14 protein-coding genes are annotated in these 15565 nt (G+C 34.3%); 2 read left to right on the forward strand and 12 right to left on the reverse strand.

Annotated features, from left to right (window positions below; all coding sequences use genetic code 11):
* Positions 1–40: 40 nt before the first annotated feature.
* The 9 genes from AABL52_RS17455 to AABL52_RS17495 all read right to left on the reverse strand — a co-directional run bounded on the left by AABL52_RS17455 (position 41) and on the right by AABL52_RS17495 (position 9305).
* A complete protein-coding gene (locus AABL52_RS17455; RefSeq protein ID WP_000382803.1) occupies positions 41–901 on the reverse strand; it encodes a branched-chain amino acid ABC transporter permease in 861 nt (286 codons plus the stop codon).
* A gap of 21 nt (positions 902–922) precedes the next feature.
* Complete coding sequence (locus AABL52_RS17460; RefSeq protein ID WP_097843411.1) at positions 923–1624, reverse strand: ABC transporter ATP-binding protein; 702 nt, start codon at positions 1622–1624, stop codon at positions 923–925.
* Positions 1602–2375 carry an ABC transporter ATP-binding protein gene (locus tag AABL52_RS17465; RefSeq protein WP_341518054.1) on the reverse strand — a complete coding sequence of 258 codons (774 nt, stop codon included), beginning with the start codon at positions 2373–2375 and terminating at the stop codon, positions 1602–1604. Before AABL52_RS17465 ends, AABL52_RS17460 begins: the two co-directional genes overlap by 23 nt.
* 91 nt (positions 2376–2466) lie before the next feature.
* On the reverse strand, positions 2467–3684 hold the full coding sequence (locus tag AABL52_RS17470) for a substrate-binding domain-containing protein (protein WP_098237695.1): 1218 nt from the start codon (positions 3682–3684) through the stop codon (positions 2467–2469).
* Between the two features lie 234 nt (positions 3685–3918).
* Positions 3919–5715, reverse strand: a complete 1797-nt coding sequence (locus AABL52_RS17475; protein WP_033656318.1) for a 6-bladed beta-propeller — start codon at positions 5713–5715, stop codon at positions 3919–3921.
* A gap of 62 nt (positions 5716–5777) precedes the next feature.
* Positions 5778–6773: a 3-oxoacyl-ACP synthase gene (locus tag AABL52_RS17480; RefSeq protein ID WP_341518055.1), complete on the reverse strand. Its 996-nt coding sequence runs from the start codon at positions 6771–6773 to the stop codon at positions 5778–5780.
* A complete protein-coding gene (locus AABL52_RS17485) occupies positions 6773–7189 on the reverse strand; it encodes a MaoC family dehydratase (RefSeq protein WP_341518056.1) in 417 nt (138 codons plus the stop codon). The genes AABL52_RS17480 and AABL52_RS17485 overlap by 1 nt, the downstream gene beginning before the upstream one ends.
* 4 nt (positions 7190–7193) lie before the next feature.
* On the reverse strand, positions 7194–8684 hold the full coding sequence (locus tag AABL52_RS17490) for an o-succinylbenzoate--CoA ligase (protein ID WP_341518057.1): 1491 nt from the start codon (positions 8682–8684) through the stop codon (positions 7194–7196).
* Between the two features lie 15 nt (positions 8685–8699).
* Positions 8700–9305, reverse strand: a complete 606-nt coding sequence (locus AABL52_RS17495; RefSeq protein WP_001290799.1) for a TetR/AcrR family transcriptional regulator — start codon at positions 9303–9305, stop codon at positions 8700–8702.
* Between the two features lie 357 nt (positions 9306–9662).
* Here AABL52_RS17495 and AABL52_RS17500 point away from each other — a divergent pair, with 357 nt between their 5' ends.
* Positions 9663–10658, forward strand: coding sequence for an S-layer homology domain-containing protein (locus AABL52_RS17500; protein ID WP_341518058.1), 996 nt, complete (start codon positions 9663–9665; stop codon positions 10656–10658).
* A gap of 110 nt (positions 10659–10768) precedes the next feature.
* Here AABL52_RS17500 and AABL52_RS17505 read toward each other — a convergent pair whose 3' ends face one another.
* A complete protein-coding gene (locus tag AABL52_RS17505) occupies positions 10769–11692 on the reverse strand; it encodes a CobW family GTP-binding protein (protein ID WP_341518059.1) in 924 nt (307 codons plus the stop codon).
* 103 nt (positions 11693–11795) lie between these two features.
* Positions 11796–13232 (reverse strand): flavin monoamine oxidase family protein, encoded by a 1437-nt coding sequence (locus AABL52_RS17510; protein WP_341518060.1) that lies wholly within the window; start codon positions 13230–13232, stop codon positions 11796–11798.
* 201 nt (positions 13233–13433) lie between these two features.
* Between AABL52_RS17510 and AABL52_RS17515 the strand changes: the two genes are divergently transcribed.
* Positions 13434–14378: an L-lactate dehydrogenase gene (locus AABL52_RS17515; protein WP_064476369.1), complete on the forward strand. Its 945-nt coding sequence runs from the start codon at positions 13434–13436 to the stop codon at positions 14376–14378.
* 78 nt (positions 14379–14456) lie between these two features.
* On the opposite strand, the gene AABL52_RS17520 is transcribed toward AABL52_RS17515, so the two are convergent.
* Complete coding sequence (locus AABL52_RS17520; protein ID WP_001006588.1) at positions 14457–15470, reverse strand: AI-2E family transporter; 1014 nt, start codon at positions 15468–15470, stop codon at positions 14457–14459.
* Between the last annotated feature and the right edge of the window lie 95 nt (positions 15471–15565).

Raw genomic sequence — 15565 nt, forward strand, 5'->3', positions numbered from 1 at the left:
GAAGTATACTTTAATTCGATTTGAAGTGCTGTTCACCATGTCACCCCTTTTCACCAACAAGTCCGTTTGGCTTCACTATTAAGAAAAATAGTAACATTAACATATTAATTGCAAGCGATAAATCCGGTATAAAATATGCTGTAAAAGCACCAGCTAATCCGACAATTAAAGAAGCGATTGCTGAACCTTGTACGCTTCCTAACCCTCCTATGATTACTACTATGAAAGCTAAAATCGCATACTGCATACCCATCTCTGCAAAAATAACGCCTGAATACGGTGCTAATAAGAAGCCTCCCAACGCTGCCATCCCTGCTCCTAATAAAAAGACGAAAGAAAATATCGCTTTTACGTTAATACCGAGTGCTTGAACCATCTCTTTATCCATTACACCTGCGCGAATCATAAGACCTATTTTTGTTTTTTTGAGCAATAATAGTAAGGCAATGTAAATGATGATCCCAATTAAAATAACGAATAGACGATATTTAATTAATATAACACCTTCAAATGTATAACTACCTTGTAACCATAACGGTAATTTAGCACCAATTGGATTCGGTCCCCAAAATACTTTAATACATTCACTAAGTACAAGCATTCCTCCAAGCGTCACAAGAAGCTGGCGAACATGATTTCCATATACCGGTCTAATAAGGAATCTTTCTAAAATGAATCCAAGAAACATACCCATTGCAATTGCTCCAACTAACGCTAATACATAACTACCTGTCGTATTAAATAACCAAACACCTGTAAACGCTCCCCACGCAAATAAACCACCATGTGCGAAGTTTAAAACGCTCATTAAACCGAAAATCAGTGAAAGACCTGATGCTAATAAAAAAATAAGCATCCCTGTTGAAATCCCATTTACAAATAAATTGATTAACACATCCATCCTTCTCACCTCGGATTCATGTTAAGAGATTCCTAAATATTTGTGACACATTTCCTTATCCTCTTTTAATTCATGCATAAAACCGTTATGAACAATTCTTCCGTTATCCATAATATAAAAGTAATCACCAATTTGACTAGCCATCATAAAGTTTTGTTCAACGAGTAAAACTGTTGTTTTCTCCTTCATTTTTAAAATAGCTATCATTAATTTCTCTATCATAATAGGGGACAAACCTTTACTCGGCTCATCAATAAGTAATAAACCATCACTATTAATAAATGCTCTTGAAATTGCTAGCATTTGTTTTTGTCCGCCGCTTAAGAGTCCACTTTTTTTGTGCCAAAACTGCTTTAAATCTGGAAATAGTTCAACCATCCACTCAATTTTCTCTTCCGCTTCTTCTCCCTTCCCCCTAGCAAGAGCGAATGTTTCTTCTACTGTCAGGTCGTGAAAAATACCTTGATTTTCTGGTACATAACCTATTCCTTTTCTTGAAATTAAATGTGTAGATAATCCATTTACTTGTGTACTATCATAATAAATTTCACCATGTGCGATATGGTGAAATCCCATAACCGAACGTAATGTCGTCGTCTTCCCTGCCCCATTTCTTCCAAACAGTACAGTAATCGTTCCTTTCTCAACAGCAAGAGATACCCCTTGTAAAATATGAAACTGATCTAAATACGTCTCTATATTATTCACTTGTAATAGTGCCACTATATAATCCCCCTAAATAAGCACTTTGTACACGCTCATCTTTCATAATCTCTTCGGGCAAACCTTCAGCTAATAGCTCTCCATGGAATAAAACGATAAGATGGTCTGACAAACCTAGTACCATATCCATTTTGTGTTCAATCAGTACAATCGTACTCTCTGGATGTTTTTTAATATTCTCAATCACTTGTAAAATAGCCGGTACCTCCTCAACTGATATACCTGCCGTCGGCTCATCAAGTAGTAACACATCTGTTTTTAAAGCTAATAACATTGCAAGCTCTAACTTTCGTTTTTCTCCATGTGCTAAATCTTTCGCTAATACATGTTCTTTCCCCTGAAGTAATACAGTTTTTAAGAACCGTCTCGCCTCTCCAATTTGTTGCTTAAACTTTGCCGAACTCGGAAAAAAACTATAGTAATCTTGCACGAATGATTGAACACTTAATCGAACATTTTCAAGTACCGTTAACTCCGGGAATATATTTGTAAGTTGAAAAGAACGACCAATTCCTAATCGAGTTCGATCCGAAATTGATAATTTTGTAATCTCTCGTCCTTTAAAATATACTTCACCCTTCGTTGGAGAAATTTGTCCACTAAGTAAATTAAATAACGTTGTCTTTCCTGCACCGTTTGGTCCAATAATAGAAATGAGCTTTCCTTTTTGTACTGTTAAATCCACGTCCTTAATAACATGATGCTCGCCAAAAGATACGCTAAGATTTTTCGTTTCTAACAAATGTGTCACGAAATCCCTCCCTTTAAAGCTATAAGTATGAAAGAAATACGTATAAAGAGGGTACACTCCCTCTTTATACAAAAACAACAGAAAATTCAGTCTATTTATTTTGAACTGGTGGTTCTGTCTCTTTCATCGTTAATTCTCGCTCTAATACTGGCACCGGATAATCAACACCATCTTGCTTTTTCAATGTAATGGAATACAGTGTCTGCATCGCTTGGTGATCCTTTTCTCTAAACTTCATCTTTCCTTTCGGTGTATCAAATTCCATTCCTTCCATTTTCTTAATCAATGTATCTACATCTGTATCACCTTTTGTTTTCTTTAAAGCTTCTACAATTGAAATTGCCGCTGACATTCCCCCTGCTGTAAATAAATCTGGCACCGCACCATTAAATCGTTTTTTATGTTCTTCCACTAACCAATCATTCACCTTATTTTTCGGGAGTGTATGATAATAAACAGAAAAACCTTGCATTCCTACTAACGCATCCATCGTTTTTAATGCCGGTATATCTGGTGCACCGGTAGAAATTTTAATACCTTGCGCTTCCACATTCATATCTTTCAACTGTTTCCAAGGTGAATTTGCCCCTGCCCAAACGATAAATAAATAATCTGGTTTTGAGCTAATGATATTTTGAATATTAGCAGTGAAGTCAGTCGAATTTGTATCAGCATATTGCTCGTTTACAATATTTGCACCTAACTTCTTTGCTCCAGCTTTAAATGCCGCAATTCCTTCACGGCCGTAAGCATTATCTTGTGCTAACGTTGCTATTTTTACATCTTTTTTAGCAATTGCTGCTGCACCAGCGACTGCATCTTGAGATGAATTTCTACCTGTTCTAAAAATGTATTTATTCCAGTTCTTCCCGGTAATACTATCAGCTACCGCCGGTTCTACAACCATTATTTTTTCATATTCTTCTGCTAATGGTAAAACCGCTAATGTATCACTTGAACTAGACGATCCAACTAAAAAATCAACTTTCTCTTCTTCTAATAATTTCGTAGCTTTTTTAACTGCTACATCAGCTTTTGTTTCCGTATCTTCTACAACAAACTTAATCTTCTTCCCTTCCACTTTCCCAGTTCCACCCGTTGCATAGTCTAACCCTAATTCAAATCCGTTCACTGTTTGTTTTCCATACGATTCTAATGGACCTGTTAATGATGCAAGAACCCCTACCTTAATCGTCTTTTCATCCTCTGTACTTGTTTTCTTTCCTGAACAAGCTGCCGTTATTAATAACGAACCTAACACACAACCAGTAGCCATCATTCTTAGCCATTTACGTTTTTTCATCGACATTGTGATCCTCCCCATACTTTACTTTCTGATAGAATCAAACACGCCAAAGTTACCCATCCGTAATTATGACTTTTTCTTTGAATCATATAAACGAGATTGTTAGTATACATGTATCTTCTCCGATTTCCATGAAACACCTTTACAATTTAATACAAATATTTTATTCCTACCTATACCGTATTCCTAAACTATTAAACTTCTATCCTTTCTAACAAGCATTTTGAGCCTCTAATACTAATTAGCTTTCTTAAAAAATTGAATTCTTTGGAGTAAACCATCTGTAATAATGATATTCCCTTGGCTATCCACATCTATTCCTTGTGGTGAGAAAAACTGCCCTGATATACCACTAAAACTTCCAAAAGACTCTAAAAAATCCCCATTTTCATTATAAATATTCACGCGATTATTAGAAGTATCTGTGACATACACCGTATTATTTATATCGATTTCAATTCCTATTGGCAAAAAAAGATCCCCGGGACCCTCTCTCCAATTTTCTAGTGGATCTAAGTTTCCAGTTCCATGATTTGTACCCCATTTTGTAAGAAAATTACCCTCATTATCAAATTTTTGAACCCTATTATTAATCCGATCCACAACATAAATATTATCTTTTGAATCAACCGCTAATTGCATAGGTTGAAAAAACTCTGCCTCTCCACTTCCTTTTCTCCCCCATTCTTTCATATATACAAAGAATGGACTAAATTTTTGAATACGATGATTTTCTGAATCAGCTATAAATATGTTTCCTTTACTATCAATAGCTATTCCAGATGGAAATTGAAAAAAACCTGGTAATACTCCAAATGAACCATATGAAGCAAGTGCTATCCCTGAATTAGTGAATTTTTGAATACGATGATTTACAGAATCAGATACATACACGTTATTGTAACGATCCGTTGCAATTTGTCTTGGAACATAAAACTGTCCTGGAAGACTTCCGTATCCTAGTGGTCCACCAGCACCAAATAAACTTCCCCACTTCCCAACAACCTTCCCAGATGTATCATATTTCAAAATTCGATGATTAAAGGAATCAGATACAAAAACATTTCCATTCTTGTCTCTTTCGACATCATAAGGTCCTGCATATTGTGTATTTCCATTCCTATCATTACCTATAGTTTTCTTCATTACCGCTGTTAGGCCTACTTCATTATATAAAAGTACACGATTATTTCCCGTATCCGTTATATAGATATTCCCTTTACCATCCGGAAGAACTTGATTTGGATAAACGAACTGAAAAAAGTTACCTACTGTATATAAAAATTGATCTTTATTTGTAAATTTCATTATCCGATTGTTATAAGTATCTGCTACATATAGCGATCCAGATGTTGAGTCAAAATTTATTCCTCTTGGATGGTAGAATTGATATGGGCCTAAACCTGCAATTCCTGCTCCGATTACTCGCTTAAACTCCCCTTTTTTATCAAACACTTGAATACGATTGTTATAAGTGTCTGCAATATAGACCTCGTCTTGTTTATTTATCGCAATACCTTGTGGTAAAGCCATTTCTCCATTCGCCTTTCCATAACTCCCTATTGTTTGAATATACTGCCCATTCGGGCTATATTTTTGAATCCGATGATTGTATTCATCCGTAATATAGTAATTGTTATCGCTATCTACTGCAATCTCCCTAGGAAACGAGAACTGCCCACTTCCTTTACCTTTTGTTCCCCAACTTTTAATAAATTGAAACTCCTCATTAAATTTTTGAATACGATAATTCGCTGTATCCGCAACTAAAATATTACCTTCTTTATCAACAGCAATACCAAATGGCATATTAAACTGTCCCGGACCTTCACCTAAAGTTCCTATAGCATCAACAACTTCTCCATTCTTATCTATTTTCAAAACCCTATTATTCCCCATATCAACAACATACAGAAATCCTTTTGCATCCCTTGCCATCGCCACCGGTGTCCTTAATAACTTAGAAGGATCTAGCTCACTCCCCCATGATTTCACATATTTTACAGCAGAGGCATTTCCTACAGAAGCAAACATCCATAGACTCACAATAACAATGAAAAAACAACATATAATTTTTTTAATAAAATCCATCTTTACTACCATCTAATCACAGTCGCTGCCCACGTATACCCAGTCCCGGCACTTACTACTACTGCAATATCTCCAGGCTGTAATTTTCCCTGTTCATTTGCAAAGTGAAGGCCAATGCAAGGATCAAGCGCTGACATATGTCCATAATGATCTAAATATACAACTTTTTCTTCTGCTAGCCCTAGCCCCTGTATCAATTCTATTAACATAGAACGTTTTGTATGCAGTGGTAACAATACTTTAATATCTTTAGGAGTAAATCCACTTTTTCTTAGCGCCTCCCTAATAACCTTATCAAAATTAGAGATTGAAACCCGGTCTAGACGTTCTTTCATACTATTAGGATCTATTACATCAATATAATGTTGTCGATTCTCAACTGTATCATAGCTCGCAACCTGCTTTGATCCACCTGCTGGAATACGTACATCTTCATGAAATGAACCATCTGTTATAATCGCACTGCCTAATATTTCACCGTTTCGAGCATCTTTTTTTACTAAAGCTGCGCTTCCGCCATCAGCGAAATTAAACATAAAACGTGAGCGTGGATTATCATAATCTACAATTTGAGATTCTTTACATCCACCTACTAATAATATATTTTCAATTGAGTTATCGGAGTAAAGCATATCTTTTGCGACTTTGAGAGCAATAGGAAAGCAAGAACTAACATTCATAATTTCAAAAGCATAAGCATTTTTCAATCCAAGTTCATGTTGAATTTTTGGGGCACTTGACCATACGTGGTAATCTTTATGTGGACTGCCAAAATAAATGACTACATCAATAGATTGAGGATCTACTTGTAATAATATTGGCTTTGCAGCAGCAATAGCTAAATCTGATGCATGCATTGTGTCATCTGCGACATGTTTTTCATATAAACCAAACTTTTCTATAATAATTTTCTCAGGGATACCTGTTTTCTTAGATAGATCTGCAGCCGTCTCTACGTCTTTTGGGAAGAAAACACCAGTCGTTTCAACCCCAATATTCATTAGACTACTCCTCCTTCTTTTGGCACCATCATAGTCGCTACACCTGTCAATACTAAATCTCCTTTTTGATTATGGCATTCAGTTAACAATTTCAAAGCTCTCTTTTCTATCATAAATTCTTGCACTGTAGCCGTAGCTGTAATTGTATCTCCTATAAAAACTGGTGCTGTAAATTTAATAGTTTGTTCCATATAAACGGATCCTTTTCCAGGTAAATGAATCCCAAGCAATTGTGATAATAGACTGGAAGTTAGTAAACCATGTGCTATTCTTTGATTAAATCTAGTTTGTTTCGCATACTCATGATCAATATGAATTGGATTAAAATCCCCACTCAAACCTGCAAATAATACAAAATCTGTTTCTGTTATCGTTTTACTACATGATGCCTGTTGACCAGTGCTATACATCGTCATCTCTTCACCTGCTTTTCAATTGATTTGCTAACTGTACTTTTTGAATTTTACCAGTTGCATTTTTAGGCAATTCCTCTAGAAATACAATTTCTTTTGGAACTTTATATTTTGCTAGAAATAAACAACAATGTTCAATGACTTCCTTTTCAGTTAATTCACTGCTACTCTTTTTCACAATAAAGGCGATTGGAATCTCTCCCCACTTTACATCTTGCCTACCAACGACTGCTACCTCATATACCTCCGAAATCTTATTAATGACCTGCTCTACTTCAAGCGGATAAATATTTTCACCACCGGAGATTATCATTTCTTTTTTTCTACCGACAATGTATACAAAACCATCTTCATCAACTTTAGCTAAATCTCCCGTATATAACCATCCATCTTGAATTGTTTCTTTTGTTGCATCTGGTCGATTCCAATACTCTTTCATTACATTCGGCCCTCTTATAAGTAACTCCCCAACTTCACCGATTCCAACCTTATTTTTGTTTTCATCAATAAGTACATAATCACAAAACAGAACAGGTTTTCCAATTGAACCTATTTTACGTCTTGCATCTTCTTCTGAAAGCATAAATACGGTTGGTGATGTTTCAGTCATACCAAAGCCTTGACCAAATAAAAATCCTCTATCTATAAATTCTCTCATCAACTCTTCTGGACATGGAGCACCACCGTTATAAAACCAGCGAACTGATTGTAAATTTGCAGTTTCAAACTTTGGGGAATTAATTAATGCTTGATGAATTGTAGGTACTCCCATCACTACAGTAACTTTATGTTTTTCTATCATGGAAAGAGCTGTGGTTGGTTCGAATTTTCTTGGAATAATGATTACGCCACCTGCAAATAAAGTTGGAAATGCGAATAAACCAATTCCACCAATATGAAATAAAGGTAATAATACAATAGAGCTGTCGTGCATAGTTAAGTCAATCGCAAATGTATTGTTAAGCGCATTCCAAAATATATTTTCTTGTGTAAGTACGGCCCCTTTCGGTTTTCCTGTTGTACCTGATGTATAACATATAATAAAGGATGCGCTTTCATTTATCTCTTCAAAGTTAACAATTTTTCTATCTTCTATTTCTTTTAAACTTTTAATTGAAATAACTCTTTGTACGTACGATACCTTATGCATTGACAGTGCCATATTTTGAAATGTTTCCTCTACAAATAAAACTGTAGTTCCACTATCTTTTAACTGGAATATAAGTTCATTTTCTGTTAATCGTATATTCAATGGAACAGCAATACATTCTACTTTTGCTATAGCAAACAAAAGTACAATATATTCCAAGCTATTTTGTGATAAAATGGCTATCCTTTCTCCTTTTTGCACATTCAAGTCGTAAATTAAATAAGCTGCTACTTTACTTACATACTCATGTAACTGTTTATATGTCATTTCCTCCTCTTCTGTAATAATGGCAATGCGATCTGGATGTAAATAGGATCGTTTTTCAATCCAATAAGCAATGCCTTGCATATTTCCCCCACTCCCTTATCTCTTTCTCAATCCCTCAAATATTAATGACATCGCTGCTTCAAATACATCTTCTGGAACATCTTTCTCTTCCCAATAACCCCATCGCATTCCTAGAAATTGCCCAATTGACATAAGACAATACGCAATTGTTTCTTTATCAAGTTGTTTAAACTCTCCCGCTTCCATACCAGCCGATAAACTTTTTAAAAATCCATTTGCGAGCTTTGCATAGTACCACCTATATAAGTTATCATCAACAACTACTGCCTGTTGTACAATGTTATATAGATTAGGTCGATCTTTTACCCACCGAAAAAAAGCCTGAAAACCTCTTCTTTGTGCCTCTTCATAACTTGATATTCCCTTCATTTCTTCTTTAATAATTAAGCGTAACTCACGATTCAATCTGCGAATTAATTCATCAAATATATCTTTTTTAGATGGAAAGTAATTATAGAAAGTTCCGTGCGCTACCTTTGCTTCTTGTGTAATATTCACGATAGAAGCCTCGTAATATCCTTTACTACCAAACACCTCTTCTGCAGCACACAATAATTTCTCTCTCGTTTCTAATCCTTTTGTTGTTAGGTTTTTTACATCCATTATTATTTTTTCTGACACCTGAATCACCTCTTAGATTTGATTATAAACACATTTCTGAATTTTACAATTATTATTGTTAGACAAAATCTGCGAGTGTTTTTCTATATCCCAACAAAGGTTAGCATCTTTTGACTAGCTACTAATTAACGAGAATTTTATAACAAATTCTTAATCAAAATGAATGAACACCCTCGTCAGTTGACTTTTTAAACTTACCTCCCTCTCATAACACCATATATATTTAAGAAATATTACGAAAGTAAATCCATATTTTACAAAAACCTAATATTATAATATAATATATAATCAGTTATCACTTAAAAGTAACGGATATGAGTGAGAAATTATTGTTTTATATACTTAGGAGGAATCATAGTGAATTTTAAACATGTACTTGCAACAGGCTTAATTACCGCCACATTATTCGGCGCAACGAATGCTCATGCACAAATGGAACGTTTCATCGATGTACCAAAAGGACATTGGTCTGAAGATTCGATTGACCATTTAACTGAGCAAAAGGTTATTAGTGGTTATGGTAACGGAAAATTTGGATTTGGGGACAATGTAACTCGTGGACAAGTAGCTGCGATTATTTCAAGATACTTAAAACTAGAAAATACCGGATCTACAAGTAAACATTTCTCTGATATTCATGGGCATATGTTTGAAAACAATATTAAAGCAGTTGCTCAAAAAGGACTTATGACAGGGGACAGTAGCACTGACAAATTTAGACCAGATGATACATTAACTCGATATGAAATGGCTGTTATCTTACAAAAAGCGTTTCAACTATCTGTAAAAACAAACGACCTTTTCTATGATGTTCCAAATAATTTTTGGGCAACAGACGCTGTTCGTTCATTGTATAGTAATGGTATTACAAAAGGAATTGGAAACTATCAATATGGCGGAGAAATGAATGTAACAAGAGAACAATTTGCAACGTTTATGTATAAAGCAATTAATGTAAGCCCTTATTTTGTTCCTGATTCTATTCCTGCAAAAGATGAGGATAAGTACAAAGAAATTGAGAATATACTGATTGATTCTGGATTTTTAAAAACCGATTATAACTATGTATATACTAAAACTGGTCGTACATATGATGGCATTATGTATTTTAATTTTTCTCCTTATGATGACAGCGCATATAGAATGTCTATTCATAGTGATGATTCTGTATTAAATGAGCCGGTGAAAAAAATTCTAAACACACTACTACCAACTAAAGCAGATTATCTATATAGTTTAATTAAAAATCCTACTGCAAGCTCTCGAACACTAGAATTAGATGGTCGCAAAATTGAATTTAGAAGAGACTCTAGTACTAGTATAAATGTTTATATTGGAAAACGAAAATACTAAAAGATTGACTATTTAAAATGAATACAAGTATCTATATGCTTATTCATAAAAAATAAACAGGCTGCCCCATAAGTCGTTTTTACCAACTTATGGGGCAGCTCCCTTTAATGTTAGTTAGAATTAAGTTCTACTTTCTCTAATCCTTCAGCCAATTGTTTCTTATCTAGCCCTTCTCCTATTACTACCAAGTTCGTCGGAAAACCGAAGTCTTGTTCCAGTAAAGTCGGTACCCCGAACGAATATTGGAATAGGTGCGGATATTTATCACCATGAAATTTCACAAAACCTTTTACACGATAAATACTATCTGGTAAATTCGAAAGCCATTCGTATAATTTATCTTGATCAATCGATTTCGTAAATTGATACGTCATCGTTTGTATATGTAAATGCTGTTTGACGTGTAGTGTCTCATGTTCCGAGTCATTTACAAATTCAGCTTCTTCTATATCTTCTAAAGATATATTACAATATTTTGTTTCAAACAATTTCGCATGATTATTTATCGCTTTCACTTCTTCTATTACTTTGTTCTTATCCGCATCTGTTAGTAAATCTGATTTATTAATTAAAATGTGGCTACCAAACTTTAGTTGCTCATGCAATAATTGCTGAACGTTTGCACTTAATACACTTCGATTTAACCATCTTACTGCATCTAAAACAACTACAATTGATTTCACTTCTAAGAAAGGTGCTAAAATTGGTGATACACATGCATCTAACACTTCAATTGGATGCGCAACACCTGTCGTTTCTATATAAATGACATCTGGTCTTTCTTGCTGATATAACGAATGCAACTGTATTTCAAGCTCTTCTTTTAGCGTACAACAAATACATCCTTTCAGAAGCTCTCTTAAAACATTCTCTTTTCCAATAATATCGGTATCTACCGAGTATTCACCTATTTCATTCATTAATACTGCAACTTTTCTATTCTTCTTTTTCTCCGCTAACAATAAATTTTGTAATAATGTTGATTTTCCACTACCTAAAAAGCCACCTAATATATGAATTTCTACTTTATTCATTTGATCGACCATCCATTTCTTTATTTCAAACGTATTCAAAGCGTAATAATTACGATTTATATTTATCATTTTATTAAAAGAATAGTGATTTGTAAATATATATTCACTGTTCGTTTACTTCATGTGCAACCCTAACTCCAGACTCTATCGCTCCTTGCATCCATCCATGCGTTAACGTCGTATGCTCTCCTGCAAAGTGTATTTTTCCAGATGGTAGTGTAATATACGGAAATAACTCGAGCTCTTGACCTGGTTCGAAAGCCGTAAATGCGCCGCAAGAATACGGATTTTTACTCCAGCTAAAAGATGTTCCAGTAACAAACTCACTATAGACGATGTCACCGTATATTTCCGCTAAATTTTTTAATGCGTAACGAATACGATCTCTTTGCGAGAGACTATCCCATGTTAATGCCTCATCTGCCCACGTATAACTCGCTAAAACGATGGCTACCCCTGGTGTATGAATGCCATAACTCGGATAATAGGTAAATCGTATAGGTAAATCTGTAATAGATTTACCGCCACACTGTCCCGCTTTCTCCCAAAATCTACTTTTAAACTCTATCGCAATTTTAGTTGCAGCAATATAATTTAACTCACGAATTGCTCGTCTTTTAAAATAAGAGAATAAATGATATGGCTGAACTTCTACAAAGCGTAACGCTGAAAATGGAATTGTGACAATAGCGATGTCGCCTGTTACCATAAATGAATGTAACGTTTGTTCATGTATCACTTGCATCATTACTTTATTATCTTCCTGTATAATTTTTTCTACTTTATACGACATAAAAATATTATCTTTTAATTCCGGTAAAAATGAATTTGGTAATGCATCCATCCCGCCTGTTATCTCGTAATATTTTGTCGTTGAAGTAAAAAAGATCATTTCACGTAATACTTCAATTAAAGACATTCCCATATATGCTTCCATATCTAGAAGTACCCCAATCATATCTATTGCTCCATCTGAATAATACTCACTTAAAAATGATCCGAGCGAATATGTTTTATATTTTTTTTCAACGATAATCCAGTTTTTATTGGGATCTTTTTTTATAAAATTAAGTATTGGTTCTAATACTACTAACATTAACTCTTCTGCCGTTTTTCCTTTTTCGTTCTCTAAAATGGGATATCCAAGTATACTTGGATTTTTTTCAAATACACTCAATCTCGTTTTAATATTATTCGTATAAATCATATCTGAAGCGGTTTTATTTATAAACAGATTTAACGGTAATTTAAATTTACGAATGTAAGCTAAAGTTAACTCATGTGTTTCAGGAATTCGCATCGGCCCTGCATTAAAATATAAACCAGAGCTAAATGGTTCCCGGATCGTATATATTCTTCCGCCTATTCGGTTATTCGCTTCTAAAATTGTTATGTTATGCCCTGCTTCTTTCAATAACGATGCTGCAACTAAGCCTGAAATCCCTGCACCAGCAATAATAATCTGCTTTGGATCCTTCGTTTTAACGAGCCCCACATTAATAATATGAAGCATTCTTTCCATCGTTAACGGCTGCATCATGCCCTTTTCTCCTTCAATAAAGGATTTTATTGCATTATATTCGGTTAACTTACTTCCTATGTTTCATGCAAAGAATTGCACGGATACATTTTCAAATACTTGAATATCTTTTATAAAATGTAATAAACTAGATATGACTCTATAGAAGTAAGACGTATTATCTTACATAATAAAATCAATGAAATTGCGAGGAATTTTGAAATGAAAAAAGGTATTAACCGTGTTGTATTAGTAGGAACAGGAGCAGTTGGATGTAGTTATGCTTACTGCATGATTAACCAAGCTGTAGCTGAAGAATTTGTTTTAGTTGATGTAAACGAGGCAAAAGCTGAAGGAGAAGCAATGGATTTAAGTCATGCTGTTCCTTTTGCACCAGCTCCAACTAGAGTATGGAAAGGCAGCTACGAAGATTGTAAAGACGCTGATCTTGTAGTTATTACGGCTGGATTACCACAAAAGCCAGGCGAAACACGTTTAGATTTAGTTGAGAAAAACGCGAAAATCTTTAAACAAATTGTTCGCAGTATTATGGATAGCGGATTTGATGGTATCTTCTTAATCGCCACTAACCCTGTCGATATTTTAACTTACGTAACTTGGAAAGAATCTGGTTTACCAAAAGAACGTGTAATCGGTTCTGGTACAACTCTTGATTCTGCTCGTTTCCGCTATATGTTAGGTGAGTATTTCGATATTGGTCCACACAACATTCATGCTTATATTATTGGAGAACATGGTGATACAGAACTTCCTGTTTGGAGTCACGTATCCATTGGTATTCAAAAACTACAAACGCTTCTTGATAAAGACAACACATACACGCAAGAAGATTTAGACAAAATCTTCATAAATGTTCGTGATGCAGCTTACCATATTATTGAGCGAAAAGGTGCAACTTACTATGGTATTGGTATGTCACTTCTACGTGTTACTAAGGCGATTTTAAACGACGAAAATAGTGTATTAACAGTATCAGCTTACTTAGAAGGTCAATACGGTCAAAAAGATGTTTATATCGGTGTACCTGCTGTTTTAAATCGCGGTGGTGTTCGTGAAATTTTAGAAGTGGAATTAAGTGAAGAAGAAGAATTAAAATTCGATCACTCTGTTCAAGTATTGAAAGAAACAATGGCACCTGTTCTTTAATCGTGTATGCAAAAAAGCAATCCAATTTATTTTGGATTGCTTTTTCATTGCTCGCTCATTGAAAACATCAGTTATTTTCTATTTTTTAATCGATTCCTCATTATTTACATTAAGTACATCTAATAAGAAGATGAATATTGGTATACCAATAATTAGCCCCCATATTCCAAGGAAATGCTCTGAAAAGATGAGAATCATAAATGTATAAAAGATTGGTAAATTCGTTTTCGCAGACATGAACTTCGGGTTTAAAAAATAACTTTCAAGAGCATGGATTATTGTAATGAACACAAGTATGTATACAACGTACATAACTCCGCCTACGTTATAAGCAATAATACATAGCGGGAACAAGGAAATGATTACACCCGCAACAGGAATCAAACCGAGTAGAAAGACCATGACAGCCAATACAAGAAGCTGCGGAAACCCTAAAATCACAAGTGCAATTACAGTGAGTACACAATTGACAACTGCAATTAAAAACTGTGCTTCAATTACTTTACCGAACGATCTTGCAAACCTTTCGCCAAAATATGCAATCTCCTCATAAAAAACCTTCAGACTACTATCTTTAAATTTCGAAGTAAATGATATTATGCGTTCTTTTTCTAACAAGAAAAATAAACTTAAAATAAGAGAGAGTAGTATTTGCAAACTGACTTTTCCTATATTTGCAATCGATTGATATATGACATCTACACCTTGTTCTATATATTTTGATACTTCCATCCCATTAATTGTTGAGAGTGCATATTTAATGATTTCATTATCAGGTGGATTTTGAAAAAACAATCTAAACTGATGAATCAATTGGGAAATTTGTATCGTTAGCACAGGTAAATATTTATATAATGTTGTGCCGATAAAAGTAACTAATATGATATACAAACATGCGATAACAATTTTCCGATTCACTTTCAATTTCTTTGAAATAAAACGTTGAAACCGATCCATTAAAAACGTCAGTATAAACGTAATCAATATTAAATTAATCATACTTTTTAATCCGTATAATACAAGCGCTACTATTATTAAAACGAGAAACCGTTGAAACCCTCTACTTCGAAAGAAATTTTTCACTTCATTCATTTAGATTTAACCTCCCCCTTCAATGGATGGAAATTGAATATATTACATTTTATGAACTTCTATAGACAATCTTTCTTACTAATTGAGAAGAATCC

The sequence above is a fragment of the Bacillus paramobilis genome, from assembly GCF_038096195.1.
Lineage (GTDB): Bacteria > Bacillota > Bacilli > Bacillales > Bacillaceae_G > Bacillus_A > Bacillus_A mobilis.

Excerpts from the sequence above, each read along its gene's own strand:
- AABL52_RS17455 (WP_000382803.1), bottom strand. The coding sequence starts at position 901 with ATGGATGTGTTAATCAATTTATTTGTAAATGGGATTTCAACAGGGATG.
- AABL52_RS17470 (WP_098237695.1), bottom strand. The coding sequence starts at position 3,684 with ATGTCGATGAAAAAACGTAAATGGCTAAGAATGATGGCTACTGGTTGT.
- AABL52_RS17475 (WP_033656318.1), bottom strand. The coding sequence starts at position 5,715 with ATGTTTGCTTCTGTAGGAAATGCCTCTGCTGTAAAATATGTGAAATCA.
- AABL52_RS17480 (WP_341518055.1), bottom strand. The coding sequence starts at position 6,773 with ATGAATATTGGGGTTGAAACGACTGGTGTTTTCTTCCCAAAAGACGTA.
- AABL52_RS17485 (WP_341518056.1), bottom strand. The coding sequence starts at position 7,189 with ATGACGATGTATAGCACTGGTCAACAGGCATCATGTAGTAAAACGATA.
- AABL52_RS17490 (WP_341518057.1), bottom strand. The coding sequence starts at position 8,684 with ATGCAAGGCATTGCTTATTGGATTGAAAAACGATCCTATTTACATCCA.
- AABL52_RS17505 (WP_341518059.1), bottom strand. The coding sequence starts at position 11,692 with ATGAATAAAGTAGAAATTCATATATTAGGTGGCTTTTTAGGTAGTGGA.
- AABL52_RS17510 (WP_341518060.1), bottom strand. The coding sequence starts at position 13,232 with ATGATGCAGCCGTTAACGATGGAAAGAATGCTTCATATTATTAATGTG.
- AABL52_RS17515 (WP_064476369.1), top strand. The coding sequence starts at position 13,434 with ATGAAAAAAGGTATTAACCGTGTTGTATTAGTAGGAACAGGAGCAGTT.
- AABL52_RS17520 (WP_001006588.1), bottom strand. The coding sequence starts at position 15,470 with ATGAATGAAGTGAAAAATTTCTTTCGAAGTAGAGGGTTTCAACGGTTT.